This window comes from Yersinia aleksiciae (assembly GCF_001047675.1).
Lineage (GTDB): Bacteria > Pseudomonadota > Gammaproteobacteria > Enterobacterales > Enterobacteriaceae > Yersinia > Yersinia aleksiciae.
This window is the reverse complement of the sequence record NZ_CP011975.1, coordinates 3920634-3939771: the sequence shown is the minus strand read 5'-3', so window position 1 is coordinate 3939771 and position 19138 is coordinate 3920634. Positions and strand designations below refer to the sequence as shown.

The following is a 19138-nucleotide window of genomic DNA, read 5'->3' as shown; positions in this document are numbered from 1 at the left end:
TATTCCTCAGCCTCTTTAGCGAAAGCAAAGGGCAAGCGTTTCGCGCGCTTGCCCTTTTTTATCGGGTCATCTATTCAAAACTTGGCGTTATGAATAGGCATTCAACGTGTGTTGGCATAGCGCTGAGCGGACACAGTCCTGTTTGTCAAAGCGGATGATGCCAATCATTTCATCCTCAGCGAAACGCTCCAGCGCGTCACTAAGACCTGATTTCACGCCACGCGGAAGGTCGCATTGGGTGATATCGCCATTAACGATAACCGTGACATTTTCACCGAGACGGGTCAGAAACATCTTCATTTGGCTGGCGGTCACGTTTTGTGCCTCATCGAGGATCACCACCGCATTTTCAAAGGTACGCCCACGCATATACGCGAATGGCGCAATTTCCACTTTGCCAATTTCCGGACGCAGACAATATTGCATGAAAGAGGAGCCAAGTCGGCGCAGTAGGATGTCATACACCGGGCGGAAGTAAGGCGCGAATTTCTCCGAGATATCACCGGGCAGGAACCCCAGATCTTCATCTGCCTGTAGCACAGGCCGCGTCACAATGATCCGATCAACTTCTTTGTGAATGAGTGCTTCAGCGGCTTTGGCCGCGCTGATAAAGGTTTTACCACACCCCGCTTCGCCGGTGGCGAAGATGAGCAGTTTACTGTCTATGGCTGATAAGTAATGACCTTGAGCTTCCGTACGCGCCTGAATAACGGAGGTATCACGGCTATCCCGTGCCATACCTATTGATTCAACACCGCCCATTTGCACTAACGATGTCACGTTTTCTTCCTCACGCTGACGATGACTACGTGAATCACGTCTAATGACACGTTTCGCTTCACGACGAGCTTTGATCACTGCTTTCTGTCTTCCCATAGTGGCACCTTACAGTTTGTTTCACCTACCGCAGCAGAAGTTGCCTGCGCGATTATGTTTCACATACGGATGAGGTTTTGGCTTCCTTCGCAGCCAATAATAGCCAATGAAAAATGCGAATAAGGTAAACACTTAAGCTGCCTAATAGCTCGAGTGAAAACAGTATCGCAAGGGCGGGTATTACCAGAGATAAATAGTGGGAACAACAATATTGGAGATAATTGATCAAGGGTAGAAACTGACAGTACTGCTGGAAATTGAGAGTCGGAGGGAGAGCCCTCGTAACAACGAGTCGCTAGTGTAAAACTTTGGTCTTGTCTTAACAGCCCAATCATGGACTCTACCATTAGCGATCCCCGCAGTGATAAACAACAGCCTAAGCTATGCACCGTGTGAAAAATACCGCCAGATGATTACAGTATAATGACACTCTTAACTTTCGCGATATTAAAATGGAAAAATATATATAAAATTTTATTTGTTCATTTTTTACTCTAATCATTTTTTATATCGCGCTATACTATTTAGCCCCGCTTTTCACCTAGCATTAATCTCGCGTCATTATTTCGCCCTTACCTTTTTATCTCTGCGTTAAGCAAAGGCGAAATGTTGTCATCAATAGTTAATACAAAGGGATAATATTCAATATAATTAACCTGACTCTCGCTAGCGGCTGAATCTTAGATCCTGTAAACGCACTTTTTGCTTACCCTGACTATCAAAGTTTTCCATAGCGAGCCAATCATTAAATGCCTGCTTAATTAATGGCCACTCACGGTCAGTTATTGAATACCAATTGGTATCTCTATTGCGCCCTTTGGTCACGATAGCCTGACGGAATTGCCCTTCGAATTGGAAACCAAAGCGAGATGCAGCAGAGTTTGACGGCTCATTCAATGAATCACATTTCCACTCACAGCGACGATAACCTAATTTGTCAAAGACGTAGTGCAAGAGTAAATATATTGCCTCAGTGCCTGCCGAGTTACGCTTTAATCGCGGTGACCAATTAACAGAACCTATCTCGATAACACCATTTTTTTCATCAATTCGCTGTAAACCAACAGTGCCTAATGCCAAACCCATTTGGGCATCAACCACCGTATAGTGGAAAGCCTCTTCGGTATTGATTAATGTTTGCAAATAGTGATGAAAATCGACTTCATTCTCCGGCCGCTCACAATAAAAATAGGTCCAGTCATGTGCATCTTTGACCATGTGATACGCCTGATATAAGCATGCCTCATGTTTATCTGCATTGACTGGGGCAAGATAGCAAAAATGGCCCGGCAAAATTTCCCGCTGCGGAAGTTGTGCTACTTGCCAATCCGATAATTCTGCTCCGATAGTTTGTCCGAAATGGTTTTGCTTCATTGTGTGCTCCCTTTTTAATTCAACTGCCAGAGGAATACCTGTTATGACAAAATTCGATTACTACTTCACGCTATAATTTAGCCAGATCATAACAATATATAAGGAGGGGTAATAAAAGAAAGTGGTGTTTTGCGGTATCTATCTCAGAAGCAGAGCTAAAATCACAGTAGGTGTCTCTGGATACCCGAGATAAGCGCCTGATAGCAACTGACCCTCAAGTATCCAGATATTATCGTCCATTACCCTCGGCGTAAATTAACGACCGGAGCGACGGTGGGAAGTTGTAGCCCTTGTTTGACCTCAAGGAGTTGCCCGTGCTCATCGTTGTATAACGTGAGACAGGAGCCAGCTTTCAGTTGGGCCACCATATCGCCCGAGATATCCATACTGCTCGCCAACTCATCATCGTCCAGATGTGGCCGGTGACCACGGCGTTCAACTTGAAAACGGACCTGATTGTATTTGGCCCAGATAATGATGACTACCGCATTGAATAGCGCGATTGCTGCATACAAGGCGATGGTGGTCAGGCCGCTGAGAATATAGAGCCGGAACGGGATCGGCCCCATGTTCGGCGCTCGACCAATCATATCCAGAAATCCCTTCACAAACAGGAAGATAAAACCGAACCAGGCCAACGCAGTAATAATGATATCGATCCAGCGGGGGAACGCCCGCTGCTCGGTATGAATCAGAGGTTCATTCATGGTTTAACTCTCCCTATTCCGCGATCTGGGCTCACCCAACGCGCACGTTTACGCTTGGTGTTGAGCATGACTTTGGGGAACGCAACCACCGTGGTAAACAAACTGAGCATCCAGTAGACCATCGGATACCAGATAATCCAGAACAAAGAATGACCCAGTTTAGGCTCATAGCGCCGTTCAATTACCAGACTGATTGCAAACTGCATCAGACAGGTTAGAGCCAATACCATCCCGGTAAAGGCTGGCGGGAACACCGTTTGCACATGAATTCCCGGTGGCAGGGTAATCACCAAACCCAGCAGGAATAAAATGATGCTGAACAGGTAAGTAAACGCCCACGTGATAGAGAGCGAATACTCAAGGAACAGCAGCCACATCCGGCGATTACGCCAACGCCACAGCTTGAACATATTTTTCAGGAAGACTTCGGCCCCGCCCTGCGCCCAGCGCAGACGCTGTTTCCACAGCCCCCCCAGGGTTTCTGGCATCAGAATCCAGCATAAACCCCGTGGCTCAAAGAATACCGACCAGTGTCTGACCTGCAATTTCCAACTGATATCAATATCTTCCGTGATCATATCTGGGCTCCAATAGCCCACATCCGCTAAAGCTCTGCGGCGAAAAGCGGCAACCACACCTGATACGGTGAAGACTTGCCCATAGACGCGTTGCGTGCGTTTAATCAAACCGATAATCGAGGAGAACTCCCCAACCTGAACACGGCCAATCAAGGTTGAACGGGTGCGGATACGGGGGTTGCCAGTGACGGCACCCGTGCGTGGGTTGGCAATCAGTGGCGCGACCAGATAAGGCACCGCTTTTTTGTCCAGTAAAGCATCACCATCGATACAGACCAGATATTCACTGCGTGCCGCCGCCGCGCCCATGCGAAGGGCAATGGCTTTGCCCTGATTATGGGCCAGATGAATCACGCGCAAACGAGGATCTTCAGTCAGCATCGAATCCAACACTTGCGCGGTATCATCGCTGGAGCCATCGTTAATCGCGATAACTTCGATATTGGTGTAGGTCTGCGCCAATGCTGCGTGAATGGTTTCCCGCGCATTTAACCCCTCGTTGAAACATGGGATTAGAATCGAGACCAACGGATTACCTTTCAGCTCCGGTGGCGGTACATCATCGCCCCACGGCCAATGTCTCTCTCGGCGTAGCCAGAAATAGAGGCCGCCAGTGATCCAGATACCGGACATAAAAAGCGGATAGAAGAAAACAAAATTCAGCAGTACGTCACCGGTAAAGAGCAGGATCATTCCCGCAGGGATGCTCAGTACCAGGCATAGGATGAGTAACGCAATAATTCTATCGATCATATAAAGGATACCAGGCAGAAGATAGCACAGGGCGGACATCTTTTAGCGGTGGTTCGCCAGTGATAAAGTTATCCGGATAGTAACCAAAATTTTGCGCGCCATTTAACTGCAACTGACGCATCCATCCCGCCAGTATCGGGCCACTGATCGCATTGCTGCCCTCAGGCTTGGTCCAGTCCTTCGATTGCAGTTCAAATACAGTTTTATTCAGTGCTCCCGGGCGTTCAGCAACCTTATTGACCAGTTGCGATAGCCACTCTTTCGACTCAGATAACGGCACTTTCTCCATTAATGGCATTGCCATTGGAGCAACCCAATCATAGTTAGCCAAGAAGTCATCCAGATTCTGCGCAAACCAGGCTTCACTTTCCGGTTCCAAGATCGGCATAGCGAAGATATTGCGTGCTGATTTTACTTGCGGGCCACGGATATCACGCACCTGCCGCGTTAGCTCATTGGTAAAGTCAACCAGATACTTACTCTTATAGCGGGTCCAGCGGGCCATGGTTTCGGGATCATTACGTATGGTAACAATCGAGCCTGGGAAGCCCGCTTTTTCGTACGCACGGATAGCATCGGGCGAAGCGTCTTCGAAATCGGACATCACTGCATCATCGTGATAGAGAATGCCGTCAATCGGTGCGCTGTAGGCCATATCGCGGTAGATATCGATGATGCGCTGCCGAACTTCTGGGCTAAATGGTGATAAGCGGCGATATTGGTCCGGATCGATGCTGGTTTTACCTGTTTTCGGATCAATTCGCGTAATCCGTGGCAAAGAAGAATCCATTTCAAAAGCTAACACGGGCATCCAGGCATACACATCCACATCGGGACGAGAGGCTAATTGCCACGCAACACGGTTAAACAAGTCTTGCCGCATCGGTATCCAGCGGTTAGGGAAATAAACCTGCCGGATATTACCATCCCCTTTAGGGTCAGAAAACGCTTGTAAAAATACGGTGGTAACACGTAAATCAGAGATCCGCTGTACCAACTTGTCGAGGTTCTCCTTCTCCTGTGCTGGGTCGGGATCGTAGAGATAATCCAAATCGACATGCGCCACCCGCATGATCTCTCTTTCCTGTACCGAGGTGACTAACTGAGCAAAGTCTTTCAATGATGGGTTATTACTGATCAGAATACGCGGGATATTCATCAGATCATTAACATTACCAATGCCCGGTTCCAGCGTCATCGCCATTTGGTAGCCGTGCTGGCGTAAGATATTTAAGACGGTGCCATTCGGCGCGCCGTATGGCCAAACCCAAACCCGAGGCTGTTTCCCTGTGGCCTTGATAATGCGCTGAGTAATCAACGAAACATCTTTCTCCATTCGTTGCTTGAATGCCGCTTCAGTTTCATATTTCTTCGTCTTTGGATCGTAGATCAGGTTGGCAGCAGCCGGTTCGGTATTCCCCTGCGGGTTAGCAATCACACCATAATGTGAAGCATAGGTATGTGCACCGATCTCAATCAGTTTTGATTTAGACATTTCGCCGATCTCTTTCCATGTCAGGAAACGATCGCGATCGGTACTTAACCCACCAAAATCCACCTTTTTATTGGCCGGTGTATCTATCCAGGTCCCCACCGGTGCCAGTACTGCGCTCAAATTATTGGCCTCTAGCAGCGGATACACGCGGGTATAGAAACTACTGTAACCATCGTCAAAAGTCAGCAAAACGGCTTTGTTTGGTAAGGGTGTTCCACCATTACGGGCCGCCAAAATCTGATCGACTGACACCACGTTGTAGCGGTTATCTTTCAGCCAGGCCAGTTGCTCGCTCAATGCGCTACTTCTTACTGACAGATAGCGTTGATCTGCGGAATCATCTTCAACATCATGATAAGCAATGACCACAAAGGTATTCTTTTGCCACGGTCTTTCACTTTGCGGCAATGCACGTTCAGCAGGAGGAACGAAAACAGGCTTCTCGGCATAACAAACTGAGGCCAGCAGCGTTACCATTCCTACTACAAGTATCCGGATAATAAATAGTATCTTCGCCATAACGCTGATCCCTTAGAAACGGTAATTCAAATCGAAAGCGAGTGAAAGGTTGTGCTCACGGACACCATCATAGGGCCGCTTATCATAGGTAACAGCAACGCCAGTATCGACAACATCATTCCACTGCACCCGTTGCCCATAACCTGCCGTGGTGACCATGCCGTTACCGAAGTTTTTCTCCCAATAACCACCGACACCAAGCTGAATCTGTTGGCTCCAAATGGTTTTATAGTGGCGATACATAATATGATTGAAGGTGACCGCCGGGAGGTAAGTAAAATCTCTTTTTGGGTTGTAGTAGATCACATCTTCTTTGGTATTAGTACTCGCCGCCAGACCCAAACTGAAGTCCGCCGTCAGGTAGGGCCCAGTCCAGATACGTTGACGCCCATTTAACTCGTACTCCCAACGTTTGTTACCGTCAGAGAAGTCTGATGGAGTGACATTGAATTCCACGTCACGGCGATCGTCGGCTTTCCACAGCACAAAGGCAGAAGCACTATTAGACGAAATGTTACTTTTTAAGGCGCGCAGCGGGGTATCTTTGGCCAATCTTTCAACCTGACCACCGACTCGCCAGTGATCGTTAAAGTCGTACCAACTTGCTAAGCGAGCACCGGTTTTATTACCGAAACCGTAATTCTGATTATTGACCTCAGCCTCAGCCCAAAAACCACGGGACGTCCACTCGCCGCCTAAACGCATGGTGCGGTTAATACCCTTCCCTTCCTCAAATTGCGCATTGTCATAGTTACCACCACCAAATACCCGCCAGTTTTCAGCTATCGGTCGGCTATAGAGCAGGGTTTCAATACCAAAGTCTTTGCTACCGCTGATAGGGCTATTGGAAGAGATGGTGCGGTTACCAACAATACGCAGCTCATACATATTATGAACCTGGCGTTGACGGTCTAATTCCTGTGACGGGACATCTTCTGGCGAGCGAGCAATCACATCATCGGTTAAGAGCTCCATCTGATGCCACTCCTGCAAATCCATTGCTGTTTCAGCTTGTGCACGTTCCAGAATCAGGCTGCGTGGTGCCAATGATTCAATCGCTTTCAACTCTTGTTCAGATTTACGCGGTAAATCTCTAGCCAGATAAACACCCGCTAAAGCAATACGTAAATTCTGGTTAGCGGGTGCTGTGCTGGATAAAGTTTCTAACTTTTTCTGTGCTGCGGGCAGATCGTTGAGAGCGACCAAAGACTGAACCAGCAACGTCTGACCTTCCATCCAATCGTCATTAGGTTCTTTACCTGGCAGACCATAAACCCCAACTTGATACGGAGTTTGCTCGCTATAGTTCTTAGCAAATTGATGTGCCTTATCCAACTGCTCACTTTCATTCAGCGCGTAATAGAGATCATCGGCATCAAGCAAATCATCACTGTTGCGGAAAGTTTTACCATCGGCGTAATACAAACTGGTTAAAATCGGAGCGGCTTTTTCTGGCATCCGGCGATCGATATAAGCGGAAGCGGCCCAACGACGAGCGTAGTCAGGCATTTTGTAGCCTTCAGCCTCCATGGCTTCATATTCTGTAATCAGCTCGGCTGTATTACGGCGAACCAACAATGCACCAAGCCTATCAATTCTGGCCCGCTGGTAATCTGCCTGGGCTTCTGGGTCTTTGCTCCAGCGAGTTAACAGATCCTGATAATCTGCCAGCGCCTGATCAGCAATATAGAAACGCTCAGTCTCACTGCGCGTTGGTAACACAGCCATCCGGACTTGCTCCGCCGCCGCATCTCTCTCTAGTTGCCTATATTGCTCAGCGGTGACAAGTTTCGGATTCTCTTTAGCAAGCTGTAATGCGGGATCGGCAATGCGGTTTCTTTGCAAGATTTCAAGGTGATTTTTTAATACTTCCTCAGATTCAGGTGCCAATCGCACCGCCTCACTGGAAGCCTGCAATGCATCATAATTACGGTTGGTTGCTCGGTTCAAATAGGACAACGTCATGTAATTTTTTGCGGAGGGATTACTCTCGGCCAACGCTTTTGCCTGCTGCAACGCCTCACCGCCACGGCCAGAGTCAGCCTGGGTCATGATCATGCCGGTAATAAGATCGGGGTTGGTTGGGTCTTTCTTCAAACTGCTTTGCCACAGAGCCAAAGCTTGATCCCAACGTTTTTCGTTGCGATAAGCACGCGCCGTCGCCGCTAAGCCACGGGAGGATAGATTCATTGAAGAGTGGTATTTTTCGTAAACGTCGATCACTTCCTGATTGCGCCCTGCCCAACCGGCTATTTGTAGCCAGTCATCAACTTGACTGCTATTAAGTGGACCGGCATTAGCTTCTTTTTGTAAATAGTCAAGGACCGGCGCAGTATCCCCTGCTCTGGCTTTGATGATTAATGAATCATACTGTGTTTCTGCCATAACGGGGTTAACTGAAAGGCCGGAAATTAATAGAGCTAATAAAGTAATTCTGTGCCGATGCAACGGGCGCAGCAGTGTCGTAAATGCGTTATACATTATATAACCCTTAAGCCAGCAACTTGTTTGATGATCAAGAAAAGCTACTTCACGCACTTCCATTTTTCATTATGGAATTATGATGAAATGAAGTCCTTAGAATGTATTACAGCATGTTACATAGGATAGTTGAAAGAAAATACTGTTGTCGAATTATTATAGAATATTGTTATTCCAGCGATTAATAGAGGTGAAAATGTGATATGTGCGTCAATTTGGAGGCGTTTAAGAATAATCTTAGTTAAAAACACCTAAAACAGGCAATGATTAGAGATAAAATATTTTCACTAAGTGAATACTGCGATACAGTATCCTGTGCAAAGGCAGCACGATTTGGTTTTTTGGCTGTTCTATGCCGCCATTTACTGCTTTGAATTTTGATTATATAAAATATTCTTTATATTTATGGTCACAACATTACACTATTATTAGTAATGTCGATTATCACATCCGTTATCATTTTTAATAAAACTATTTCAAATTCATAAATAGCCAAGAGAATGGTAATAAGCGGAGTGTTAAATCATTCACATGCTCTAACACCCTATTTTATATGAGTATTATTATTATTTACGCGAGGCTAGACATCAGTCCCCGTAAAATGTAAATAAGCTCGCAGAAACAACCGAGAGGCTTATTCACCTAGATGAATTTAATTCACATAAAGTGAGATATTGTGCACAAATTAAGGGTAGCGCAGTAAGTCGCGGTCCAATTTACTTAAAAACTCGAAACCGTTATTGGTAATGAGAATCATATCCTCTAACATGATTGAGCCAATACCAATTCCGTAATAAGGTGTCTCGAGGCTTAATACCATTCCTGGCCGAAACGTTTCAGTTGCCACCGTACTCACAAAGGGGGCTTCTTCTAATCCTAAAAATACACCATCGCCATGCCCGAGATGGCCTCGATTATAATGCGGTAAGCCTGACTTTTTGATGACATCCATGGTGGAATCAAAAACATCTTTTAATTTCACCCCAGGTGCGACCATTGATAACATATGCTCATGGCCGATTCTGATGGTGTCATAGATTTGCTGAGTCAGTGGGTCTGGCTCCCCTAGCACAAAGGTTCTTGCCAAGTCCGCACCATAGCCAGCAACATCAACACCGCAATCAAATTTAATTAAGTCGCCTATTTTTGCTGGCGTCTCATCCGCAATCATTTTAGGTGAGAAATTATCGCCAACAGCAATAAGATTGAAACGCGAAAAGTTAGTTTCTGGGAACGTCATCACGGCGGCTTTAAATGCAGCAGTCAACTCCGCCGCGGTACAACCGACACGAATTTTTTTTGCCGCACAGGCAATGCCGTATTCGGTAATTTCAGCACTTTTCCGCAGGTGTTCTATCTCCCACGGGCTTTTTATCATTCTTATTTCATTAAACAGCGGAGTTGAGTCAACCAAGTTTAACCCTGGGGCCACTTTATCCAGCACACTTTTACCGCCGTTAGACATTGCATTTAATTCAATGGCAATTGTCTTATTCATCACACCCGCATTTTCCAGCGCAGCTTTAACTAAACCGAAAACAGTTTCAATTGGCGGACCAATTGGGCGCTCACGTTTTTTCTGATGATTGAGCGGATTACGCGGATCGTCGACATCAACCCATACGGGAAAAGTTTTTAGTTCCATATTGGGCATATCAAAGTGTGTGCTGGCCGCCTCAAACTCATTCATAATAATTTGCGAAGGAATTGTCGCATCACGGAACATAATCGCAACGGCCGCGCCGGTATGCCGGAAAGTGTACATAAAGAAACTGGCAAACCCAGTGAGATAATAAAAGTTATCACAAACTGTGACCACCAGTGCATCTAGCCCTTCTCGTTCCATCACCCTACGGGCGTTATGACTTACTGCGTCTAAATGCACAATCTTTTCGTTATTCACCGAAACTTCCCTCAAGTCTTTCTTTATCTGTGGCTTGAATCATATACCCAAAGTTAAGAAGTTGCAGGTAGGCAGGTCATTATGAGCGAGATTCTACTGGACAGCCGAGGCAGTTGCCTACACCCAGCAGCTTATTACCCTAACAGCAAGTATGGCGCTGCATTCAATGGCAAAATAAAGATTCTCACTCGTAATGATATTTGCCAGCAGTCGTCATCAACACTCACCTCATTAATCCAGAATATAATTGACTGACATCACTCCTTTCTTCTCTGAAATAGACTGAACAGTGACACTGCCTAATTCGTGCAAAGCACTGACATGGGTGCCACCGCAGGCATAAGCGGGCAGTTCACCAAACCCAACCTCGCGGAAATCCCCCTGTACCGAAACTCGTCGCGGTAAGTTTTGGCGGATAAATTGCTCTAAAGCAACTTGTACGTTGCCAATATCGATCACTTGAGGATCCTCTCCCCGCTTGAATGACACTCGCCCCTCTCCCGGCCAATGATGGGCTTTTATCGGTAACCAACCATAGTTCTCGCCAATATTACCAATAATATGCCCTGCGGAATGCATGCGAGAATTTAAAGAGCGACGTTCACTATCAACACGCGCCTGTTGTATCCCCAATGCGACAGGTTTATCCAGATAGTGGGTCAATTGCCCCTGTAGGACAACCCGCAATACCTGACTATCCCCTATCCAACCGGTATCCGATGGCTGCCCGCCCCCTTGAGGATGGAAAATAGTCGCCTGCAATAGGGTAGCGAACTGTTCACCATCCGGTATACAGCTCAGGACAGTCACTTCTGTCGCCAATAGATCGTTCTCAAAAAATAGTCGGGCTGTCATAATCATTATCCTTTTATCATTTCCATTATGATTATATTGATGTCAACCTAACGTGATAATCCGTCACGCACTCAAAGGACTATTGCGCTGTGAGCACAAATCTTCCGCTGGCACTGCTAAGTGAAATGGCTGTTTTCGTTAAAGTGGTTGAGAGTGGCAGCTTTTCGGCGGTCGCCCGTCAGTTAGGGGTCTCGCCTTCAGCCATTAGCCGCAGTGTCAGTCGACTCGAAAAAGCACTGGCAACCCGATTATTGCAACGGACTACCCGCAAACTACGGTTGAGTGAAAGCGGTGAAGAAGTTTTTAAGCGCTGCCAGACGATGCTCAGTGCCGCTGACGCCGTAATGGAGGTGAGTGGTCAATACAATCAAGAACCAGAGGGACTTATCCGAGTCAGTGTGCCAAAAGCCGTTGGGCGTTTTGTGATTCATCCTTACATACCTGAATTCCTGCGGCGCTACAGCAAAATAGATGTGCAACTGATATTGGATGATCGCTATGTTGATCTGATTGATGAGAATGTGGATTTGGCGATTCGGATCACTGACCAGCCACCACCCGGTATGGTCGGGCGGCAATTGATGGAGATTCAGCACTTGCTGTGCGCCACGCCAGAGTATCTGGCGGCCCATGGAGCCCCGTTGCACCCCCATGATTTGGCGCACCACAGCTGTATTTATCTGGGAGAAACGCCCGGGGATGCTCGCTGGAAATTCCGTCAGGGCAGCAAAGCCATCACTGTCGGGGTAAAGGGCCGTTATGCCGCCAATCACACTGGTGTCAGATTAGATGCTGTATTGCAACATATCGGCATCGGCAGCCTGCCTTATTTTACCGCCAGAGCGGCATTACAAGAGGGACGGATGGTGCAGGTATTGCCAGAGTGGCGCTTTATCAGTTCGTATAGCGGCGGTTTATGGTTGCTCTATCCTCCGACACGGTATTTGCCCCCTAAACTTCGCGTATTTATTGACTATATCGTCAGCTGTTTACGTGATGAACCCAACTCACCGCCCCGTTAAATTATCGACAATTTAGCATGAGATTTAAAATATCACGTGGCGGCAAGTTTTATTCAGTATCGTAATTACGGTTTTTTCGCCAGCAAGGTCGCAAAACGCAGTTTTATGCGATTACCTTGTGCGTCAGTTTTATGTAATTGCCCAACATCTTCGTTGTATTTGATGATTTCCCAATCTTTATAGTAATGGTTCAACTCACCTGACTTTAATGTGAAGGAGAACGGCACAGTACAAGGGAAGTCATCGGTCGACATGGCGGAGATGATCAGATTATAGCCACCAGGCAAGGTACACTCTTGTATATTGTTAATAATGTGGGGAATTCTTTCCGGTTGCAGGAACATCAGAACCACCGTCGACAGAATAAAGTCATAGCGGTTATCCAAACGGGCTTCATTGATGTTGTATGTATCGGCGGTTATATTGTGCAGCTCTTCTCGTTCAATGATCTGCTGTAAATTACTGATGCTGTCAGTATTCTTATCTACTGCCGTAACATCAAAACCTAATAGATTCAGATATAGCGAGTTACGCCCGGAGCCACAACCTAAGTCCAATGCTTTACCCGGCTGAACCCACTTTACCGCTTCAATCACTTCGGAGTGTGTCGGGGTTAAATTGTATTTCTTATGATAAAAATCTTCTGCTGTACAGTAAAAGCTAAGCTGGCATTGCAGATCATCAGAGCAAGCAGCAATACGATGCCAGACTTGTGGCTCAATAAACGGCGGCTGATGTTCATTTGAAAATGAGTGCCTTTCCAGGGTGTTTCCTGCCTCATCCAGAATCAGAAAATCCATCTCTCCGCTAAGAATGGTTAATTTGGCCCAAGTGCCAGCTTTGGTATTGTGTTTCTCCCGAAACATCGCTGGCACACCAGCACTGTTCCAGACAGGTAACTTTTTATAGCAAAGCAGCGCTGATGTATTTTCCATGCTGATATTCCTCAGATAACTTAAAGATGCATTTTATATGCAACATATAATACAGCATTCATGTGCCCAAATGAAGCAGCTAAATCACTCATACTCAGTGATGAGTAGGCATTTACTTTATAAAATCATTCATATTACGTTATGGCAGGATGTCAGGGGGTTTTAGGCTTGGCTATTTTTAGGCTCTCAATATGATCAGCGAGCTTTTGGATATCTTCATCTGTCAGATGCGCTTTGGCTTTATTCCCCCTGCCGATAATTTTGCCGTCGCGCCGCGCAGTCAGGCCGCCGACTATTTCATCGCGAGATAACGATATCAACGGAGGGGCTTTATCCAAACCTTTCCGATCAGCCATACGGCCATGGCAGCTTGAACAGGTTTGTTTATAGATATGCTCACCGTCAGTGGCCGCCTGTGCGGTTAAGCTGTACGTCATCATGCACACGGCCAACAGCAATACTTTCATTATGCACCCGTTGCCCATTGTTGGAACAACGTCGTCAAATCCTTCTCATTGCGAGCACCCTGATGCAATTCAGTTACCTTGCCGGTGCGATCAATCAGAAAAGAGGTTGGCGTGCCAATGACCTGATAGCGCTCCTGCGTGATACCCAGTTGATCGCGAATGACGGGATAGCTGAGATTGCGTTGCGCCAATACTGGGTTGATATCTACCTGCTCCGGATCGGTGTTGATAGCCACCACCACAATATCATTCTGATATTGCTGACTCAGCTTATCGAGTGTCGCCATTTCAGCCAAACAACCGCCACAACTTGCCGACCAAAAGTTAAGGTATATCTGTTTGCCTTTCCATTTATCGAGTGCGACAGGTTTACCCTGCATATCATAAGCAGCCAATTGAGGGGCAACCTCCCCCACCGCAACCTCTTCCTGTTTACAGGCACTAAGCAGCAATAACAGGCTACAAAGGCCAATCATTTTTAACCCATTAAGCCACATGATGACGACTCTCTTCGTTAAGATATTTACCGTGCTGGAGCCGGATTATCCGATCAGCAACACACCCTAAGTCTGGATTGTGAGTAACCATAACGATGGTTCTGCCTTGGAGATGAATATGGTTTAACAGATCCAAGACCCGTTGCTCATTCTCTTCATCAAGGTTGCCGGTAGGTTCATCGGCAAAAATAATCGGCGGCTGATTGACCAGTGCACGCGCAATACATACCCGCTGTTGCTCACCACCTGAAAGCTGGCTGGGTAAGTGGCCCATACGTGGCGTCATCCCAACTTGCTCCAAGACTTGCCGCGCCGCCTCTTCATCCACCACACTATGGTAATGTTGCGCTAACATAATGTTTTCTAACGCCGTTAGGTAAGGGATAAGGTGGAACTGCTGGAAAACTAGTCCTATCTTGTCTGCCCGAAATTTCCTGCGGCCCTCTTCATCCAAGCCCGCGGCATCAATGCCATCGAGCAAAACCTGCCCTTCACTTACCGTGTCCAAACACGTCAGAATATTCATCAGCGTGGTTTTACCTGAGCCTGATGCCCCCATAATCGCCACAAACTCACCACGATTGATGCGAATATTGATATCTTCCAGCGCCGTCACCTGCCCAAAACGCTTATATAAGTGCCGGGTTTCAATGACGGCATCCGTAACGTGCTCAGGTTTTACCTGTGTTAGTGACGATGTCATTTGCTACTCTCCTTTGAGGACTTTAGCGGGTTCAATATGAATAGCCCGGCGGGTGGGAACAATTGCCGCAACAGCGGCGACTAACAATGACAATACCAGTGTCAGCGGTAATACCGGTGCACGTAAGGCTATCGACGCACTGAATACGGTTTGCCCCAAGACTTGCGCCAGTACATACCCCAGCAAAGCACCACAAACTGCGGCAGCCAGTGAGATAATCAGGGTTTCGGTCAGCATCTGGCGAATAATGTCACCACCACTGGCCCCCAGTGCTTTTTGTAAGGCGAACTCTTTCGAGCGCTCACCTACGATCGCCATCAGTGTGGTATTAACACATAGGGAGGACAGAATAAGAATCACCACCGACACTAACCCCATCAGCCCTTTTATTTTATCGAGTACCTGTCCTTCCGAAGCGGATACTTTTCGAATCGGCCGGATTTCTAGATCAGGATATTGTTCACGCAGATGGCTGGCAAAAGTCTCGACCTGACCCACATCATTACTAACGCTGAGCAGTGCGTTGCTAATGTGCCCCGGTTGATTGAGCCATTTCTGTGCCAGTTCCAGATTAACGATCAGCATGTTATCGGTGGCATCGCCAGCCTCAACAATACCCTTGATTTGCAGACGCTGCCGAGTACTTTCACTCACTAAGGTAAGGGTATCGCCCACCTTGACATGTAGGCGATCTGCAAGTTTGACGCCTATCATCGCATTGCGATCATCGAAACTGACACCAATCCAATTGCCAGTGACTTGCCAGTAAGGTACCAGCTGTTGCAGGGATTCAAACCACACACCCATCAACACCACTTTTTCCAGTTCAGTACGTGCCATGCCATAAATATAGGGGCTGGAGGCGTTGATCAGCCCTTTTGGGGCGGCATCAATGATTGGCTGGAATCGTTCTTGCTCAAATGAACTGCCATGCCCAGGGCCGATATAGAAATTCGCGCCAAAAGTACGTAATTCCTGACTCATCTTGGCATTAATATCGAAATACACTGCCGACATGGCCGTGACAATCGCGGCACCGACGGTCAGTGCTGCAAAGACCACACTGACCCGCTGCATACGCAAGCGCAAGGCACGGAATACCAACCGCCAAAACATGCTATGGCTACCTTTATGTTGCACTGCCGGATGATTAACGGCCATAGAGCACCTCCACCGGATACAGGCTGGCGATACGCCGCGCAGGGAACCACGTGCCAATGACTGCAATCAAAATCGAAATCACCAACACACAAGGCACCACCATCCAGGCGAAGCTCAATGGCGCACCAAACAGCATCAAGCCGATGGTTTTTGCCAACCCCCACCCCGCCAGACAGCCCGCTAAACCACCAATCAAGCCACTGATGGCAGCTTCAAGATAGAACAACATTAGAATTTGCCACTGACGCGCTCCCAATGCTTTCATCAAACCGATCTCTTTTGCCCGTTCCATAATGGTGCTGGTCATCAGTGATGCTATCCCCATGGCAGCGGCAATTAATGCAGCCATAGTGACAACGGCCAGCAGCAGTTGTATTTTTTCAATCACTACGCCTTCCGATGCCGCGACCTGCCATATGGGCCGTACCACTGATCCAGATATAGCCTCTTCTAATTGGTGGGCAATTGAAGAAACATAGGCGGTGCAATACCACAGGTCATACTCTTCAGCGTTGAGGGCCTCAAGATTTTCACGCGCTTTACGTGACAATTCATTTTCTGGTACGGTCAGGGCGGATACCCGTACTGCTTGAATTTTCCCCGGTAGCCCCAGTAACGATTGCACTGCCGCCAGCGGTAATACCAGGCGGCTCTCTTCTTCACCACCACTGCTCAACACGCCGCTTATCTTTACCGTCACCGGGCCAGAAACCCCCTTAAGATGCAACTCATCGCCTATTTTCCAGCCGGTTTGTTGCGCCAGTTGCTTACCTAGCAGGGCCTGAACTTGCTGAGATTCGGCCTTGATTGGCTCTTGCGGCCAGTCGCCATTGACCTGCCAATATGGGCTGATAATTTGCTGACCGGTGTGATAATCCTCTTCGTCAGGCACATCAACGGGCTGATTAAAGTAGGTGCCCAGTAGCGGGATGGTTTGTCCGTTGACTTCAGTCTCTCCACTGAGTAATGGGGCAAAACCAACAATATTGTTACGCCAAAAAATGTCTTTAATATTGGGTAACTCAGCCTGATCTAGAAAATCCTGTCCACTCAGTGGATTACTCTGCTCACCGAACAGCGAGGGCAACGCAACTTGACCAGCAGGTTCAATCAGAATATTGGCCCCATAAGATTTCAACTCTCGGGACATTTTATCGCCAATATCTATCGACACTGCCAACAGCGAAGAGATGAGTCCTGCGGCAAGGAATACCGTAAATACAGCCAGCGACTTACGTCGAACATTCCTGAACCAAGACTGCTTGAGCATGCGCCACAACATAATTATGGATTCTCCTGCGTGTCACTGTCTTCGCTGCTGATAGCCGGCGTAACAAATTGCTCTGGATGATCACGGAAACGGTTGTAATTCGCCTCGGATGAAAAGAAGTAGGTCTTATCGCCATAGTTATACTTAAATTCAGCTTTTTGGTTAGTCAGGTGCGTTTTATCAACCGGATCAATGACATCTAATGTCACGACAGTCGTGAAGTAATTAACACCCGCCGCTAGTGAGGCTTTGGGGATAACCAGCTCTTTATCATCACTTTTCCAGTCTTCCAGCGGGATCGGGTTGCACCCCCCTGCTTTACCGATCGACGGAATGAAAATATGCACCGCGCAGGCAACACAAATGACTTGATTACCCTCCATCACATAGCCTTGGTCGCCACATAGCAGGCAGGCATCAAAGACCACGCTAAGACGTAAACGATCGGGATAGCGGTTAATAATAAAGAAGCGCACCGCTTTACCATCATCAGCGACCCAAACAAAACGGTGCAACTTACCGTCCCGCACCTGTTCTACCGGAATATGGACCAAACCATCAGCGGCTAGCGTAACGGGTAAGGCCTCTGAGAGTTGCGGGGGTTGAGACGCCACTTTGTCCCAATAAAGTTGAGCGGCCGTCACCACTATCCATGCCAAGAAAGCAAACACAAAAATTCTGCGTACGTTACGGTAATCGGCCAAGGCTTTACGGTGAGCAATCGGCTCTGAATTTTCACTGACCACTTGACGAGCATGGCGCAGTGGCATCAGATAACAGAGTGTCGTCAATGCCAGTAGCAGCGCACAAATATAACTGAGCCAAGCGTGTCCGTTAGTCACCAAAGCAACATAACTGAGCAGTGATTTGGTTAACGGCAAGACCTGTAACTTCATCAATAACAGGATCGCATCGCCACTCAACGGCAAAATGAGTAGCAGTGTTAATAGTACCAATAGCGGCCAGCGACAACGCGGCAATTGCCGAATCATCATTAGCAATAAAACCGCACAGAAAATGACCCAAGCGAATGCGACGATAATCGCCGCCAGATTGAGAAGCAAGTCGGTGTTGATGACATGAGTGTTGGTAAACGCACCCAAATTTGGGTTATTACCCCAATTAAATGCAGCACCGAATACCAGCAGAACCTGCCAGAGATAACCTAATGAACGGCGGGGAGTGAATTGGCTTAATACGAATAACAACAGTGCGAGAAGTTGAATCCCCGCCAACGCTAACTGCAATTGCTGCGATTTAGGGTAATGAGTGCCGGTCCATATCCCGACTATAACCATAAGTATTGTTATCCATACCACCCGATTCAATGCGGGGGCAGGCCGATTAGCCCAACTTAACCCCAGCAACAGGGCTACCGGTAAAAAGGCTTGTAGTACGGAAACAAAAAAATAACTCATTAGCACACACCTTGGGCAAGGAGATCACAACACCTGCCAGTTATCACTGATCAGCACTTATATAGCGCTGATAACAACAATTGTCTGACCCTTCAACATCAATAAAAAAACCGCGATCACTGCA

At 47.4% G+C, this 19138-nt stretch carries 16 protein-coding genes; 1 reads left to right on the top strand and 15 read right to left on the bottom strand.

Going from position 1 to position 19138, the window contains the following annotated elements; translation table 11 throughout:
- Window positions 1–87: 87 nt before the first annotated feature.
- The 8 genes from phoH to ACZ76_RS17600 all read right to left on the bottom strand — a co-directional run bounded on the left by phoH (window position 88) and on the right by ACZ76_RS17600 (window position 11541).
- Complete coding sequence (gene phoH / locus ACZ76_RS17635) at window positions 88–876, bottom strand: phosphate starvation-inducible protein PhoH (protein WP_005271909.1); 789 nt, start codon at window positions 874–876, stop codon at window positions 88–90.
- A 666-nt stretch (window positions 877–1542) separates the two neighbouring features.
- Complete coding sequence (locus ACZ76_RS17630; protein WP_048620080.1) at window positions 1543–2250, bottom strand: GNAT family N-acetyltransferase; 708 nt, start codon at window positions 2248–2250, stop codon at window positions 1543–1545.
- A 239-nt stretch (window positions 2251–2489) separates the two neighbouring features.
- The gene (gene pgaD, locus ACZ76_RS17625; RefSeq protein WP_048620079.1) at window positions 2490–2957 is read right to left on the bottom strand and encodes a poly-beta-1,6-N-acetyl-D-glucosamine biosynthesis protein PgaD; all 468 of its coding nucleotides are present in this window, start codon (window positions 2955–2957) and stop codon (window positions 2490–2492) included.
- On the bottom strand, window positions 2954–4288 hold the full coding sequence (gene pgaC / locus ACZ76_RS17620; protein ID WP_048620078.1) for a poly-beta-1,6-N-acetyl-D-glucosamine synthase: 1335 nt from the start codon (window positions 4286–4288) through the stop codon (window positions 2954–2956). Before pgaC ends, pgaD begins: the two co-directional genes overlap by 4 nt.
- Window positions 4278–6302 carry a poly-beta-1,6-N-acetyl-D-glucosamine N-deacetylase PgaB gene (gene pgaB / locus ACZ76_RS17615; protein WP_048620077.1) on the bottom strand — a complete coding sequence of 675 codons (2025 nt, stop codon included), beginning with the start codon at window positions 6300–6302 and terminating at the stop codon, window positions 4278–4280. The genes pgaC and pgaB overlap by 11 nt, the downstream gene beginning before the upstream one ends.
- A gap of 12 nt (window positions 6303–6314) precedes the next feature.
- Entirely contained in the window at window positions 6315–8783 is a 2469-nt protein-coding gene (gene pgaA / locus ACZ76_RS17610; RefSeq protein WP_048620076.1) for a poly-beta-1,6 N-acetyl-D-glucosamine export porin PgaA, read from the bottom strand.
- 685 nt (window positions 8784–9468) lie between these two features.
- Window positions 9469–10686: a M24 family metallopeptidase gene (locus ACZ76_RS17605; RefSeq protein ID WP_048620075.1), complete on the bottom strand. Its 1218-nt coding sequence runs from the start codon at window positions 10684–10686 to the stop codon at window positions 9469–9471.
- A gap of 231 nt (window positions 10687–10917) precedes the next feature.
- Complete coding sequence (locus ACZ76_RS17600; protein WP_048620074.1) at window positions 10918–11541, bottom strand: alanyl-tRNA editing protein; 624 nt, start codon at window positions 11539–11541, stop codon at window positions 10918–10920.
- A gap of 89 nt (window positions 11542–11630) precedes the next feature.
- Between ACZ76_RS17600 and ACZ76_RS17595 the strand changes: the two genes are divergently transcribed.
- Window positions 11631–12563, top strand: coding sequence for a LysR family transcriptional regulator (locus ACZ76_RS17595; protein ID WP_048620073.1), 933 nt, complete (start codon window positions 11631–11633; stop codon window positions 12561–12563).
- Window positions 12564–12628: 65 nt separating this feature from the next.
- Here ACZ76_RS17595 and tehB read toward each other — a convergent pair whose 3' ends face one another.
- The 7 genes from tehB to ACZ76_RS17560 form a co-directional block, all read right to left on the bottom strand.
- Window positions 12629–13498: an SAM-dependent methyltransferase TehB gene (tehB, locus tag ACZ76_RS17590; RefSeq protein WP_048620072.1), complete on the bottom strand. Its 870-nt coding sequence runs from the start codon at window positions 13496–13498 to the stop codon at window positions 12629–12631.
- Between the two features lie 152 nt (window positions 13499–13650).
- Complete coding sequence (locus ACZ76_RS17585; RefSeq protein ID WP_048620071.1) at window positions 13651–13965, bottom strand: c-type cytochrome; 315 nt, start codon at window positions 13963–13965, stop codon at window positions 13651–13653.
- Window positions 13965–14462, bottom strand: a complete 498-nt coding sequence (locus tag ACZ76_RS17580) for a TlpA family protein disulfide reductase (RefSeq protein ID WP_048620070.1) — start codon at window positions 14460–14462, stop codon at window positions 13965–13967. Before ACZ76_RS17580 ends, ACZ76_RS17585 begins: the two co-directional genes overlap by 1 nt.
- Window positions 14452–15165, bottom strand: coding sequence for an ABC transporter ATP-binding protein (locus ACZ76_RS17575; RefSeq protein ID WP_048620069.1), 714 nt, complete (start codon window positions 15163–15165; stop codon window positions 14452–14454). The genes ACZ76_RS17580 and ACZ76_RS17575 overlap by 11 nt, the downstream gene beginning before the upstream one ends.
- Before the next feature lie 3 nt (window positions 15166–15168).
- The gene (locus tag ACZ76_RS17570) at window positions 15169–16281 is read right to left on the bottom strand and encodes an ABC transporter permease (RefSeq protein WP_072081031.1); all 1113 of its coding nucleotides are present in this window, start codon (window positions 16279–16281) and stop codon (window positions 15169–15171) included.
- 34 nt (window positions 16282–16315) lie between these two features.
- On the bottom strand, window positions 16316–17608 hold the full coding sequence (locus tag ACZ76_RS17565; RefSeq protein ID WP_048620067.1) for an ABC transporter permease: 1293 nt from the start codon (window positions 17606–17608) through the stop codon (window positions 16316–16318).
- A 2-nt stretch (window positions 17609–17610) separates the two neighbouring features.
- Window positions 17611–19014: a Fe-S-containing protein gene (locus ACZ76_RS17560; protein ID WP_048620066.1), complete on the bottom strand. Its 1404-nt coding sequence runs from the start codon at window positions 19012–19014 to the stop codon at window positions 17611–17613.
- Window positions 19015–19138 lie beyond the last annotated feature (124 nt).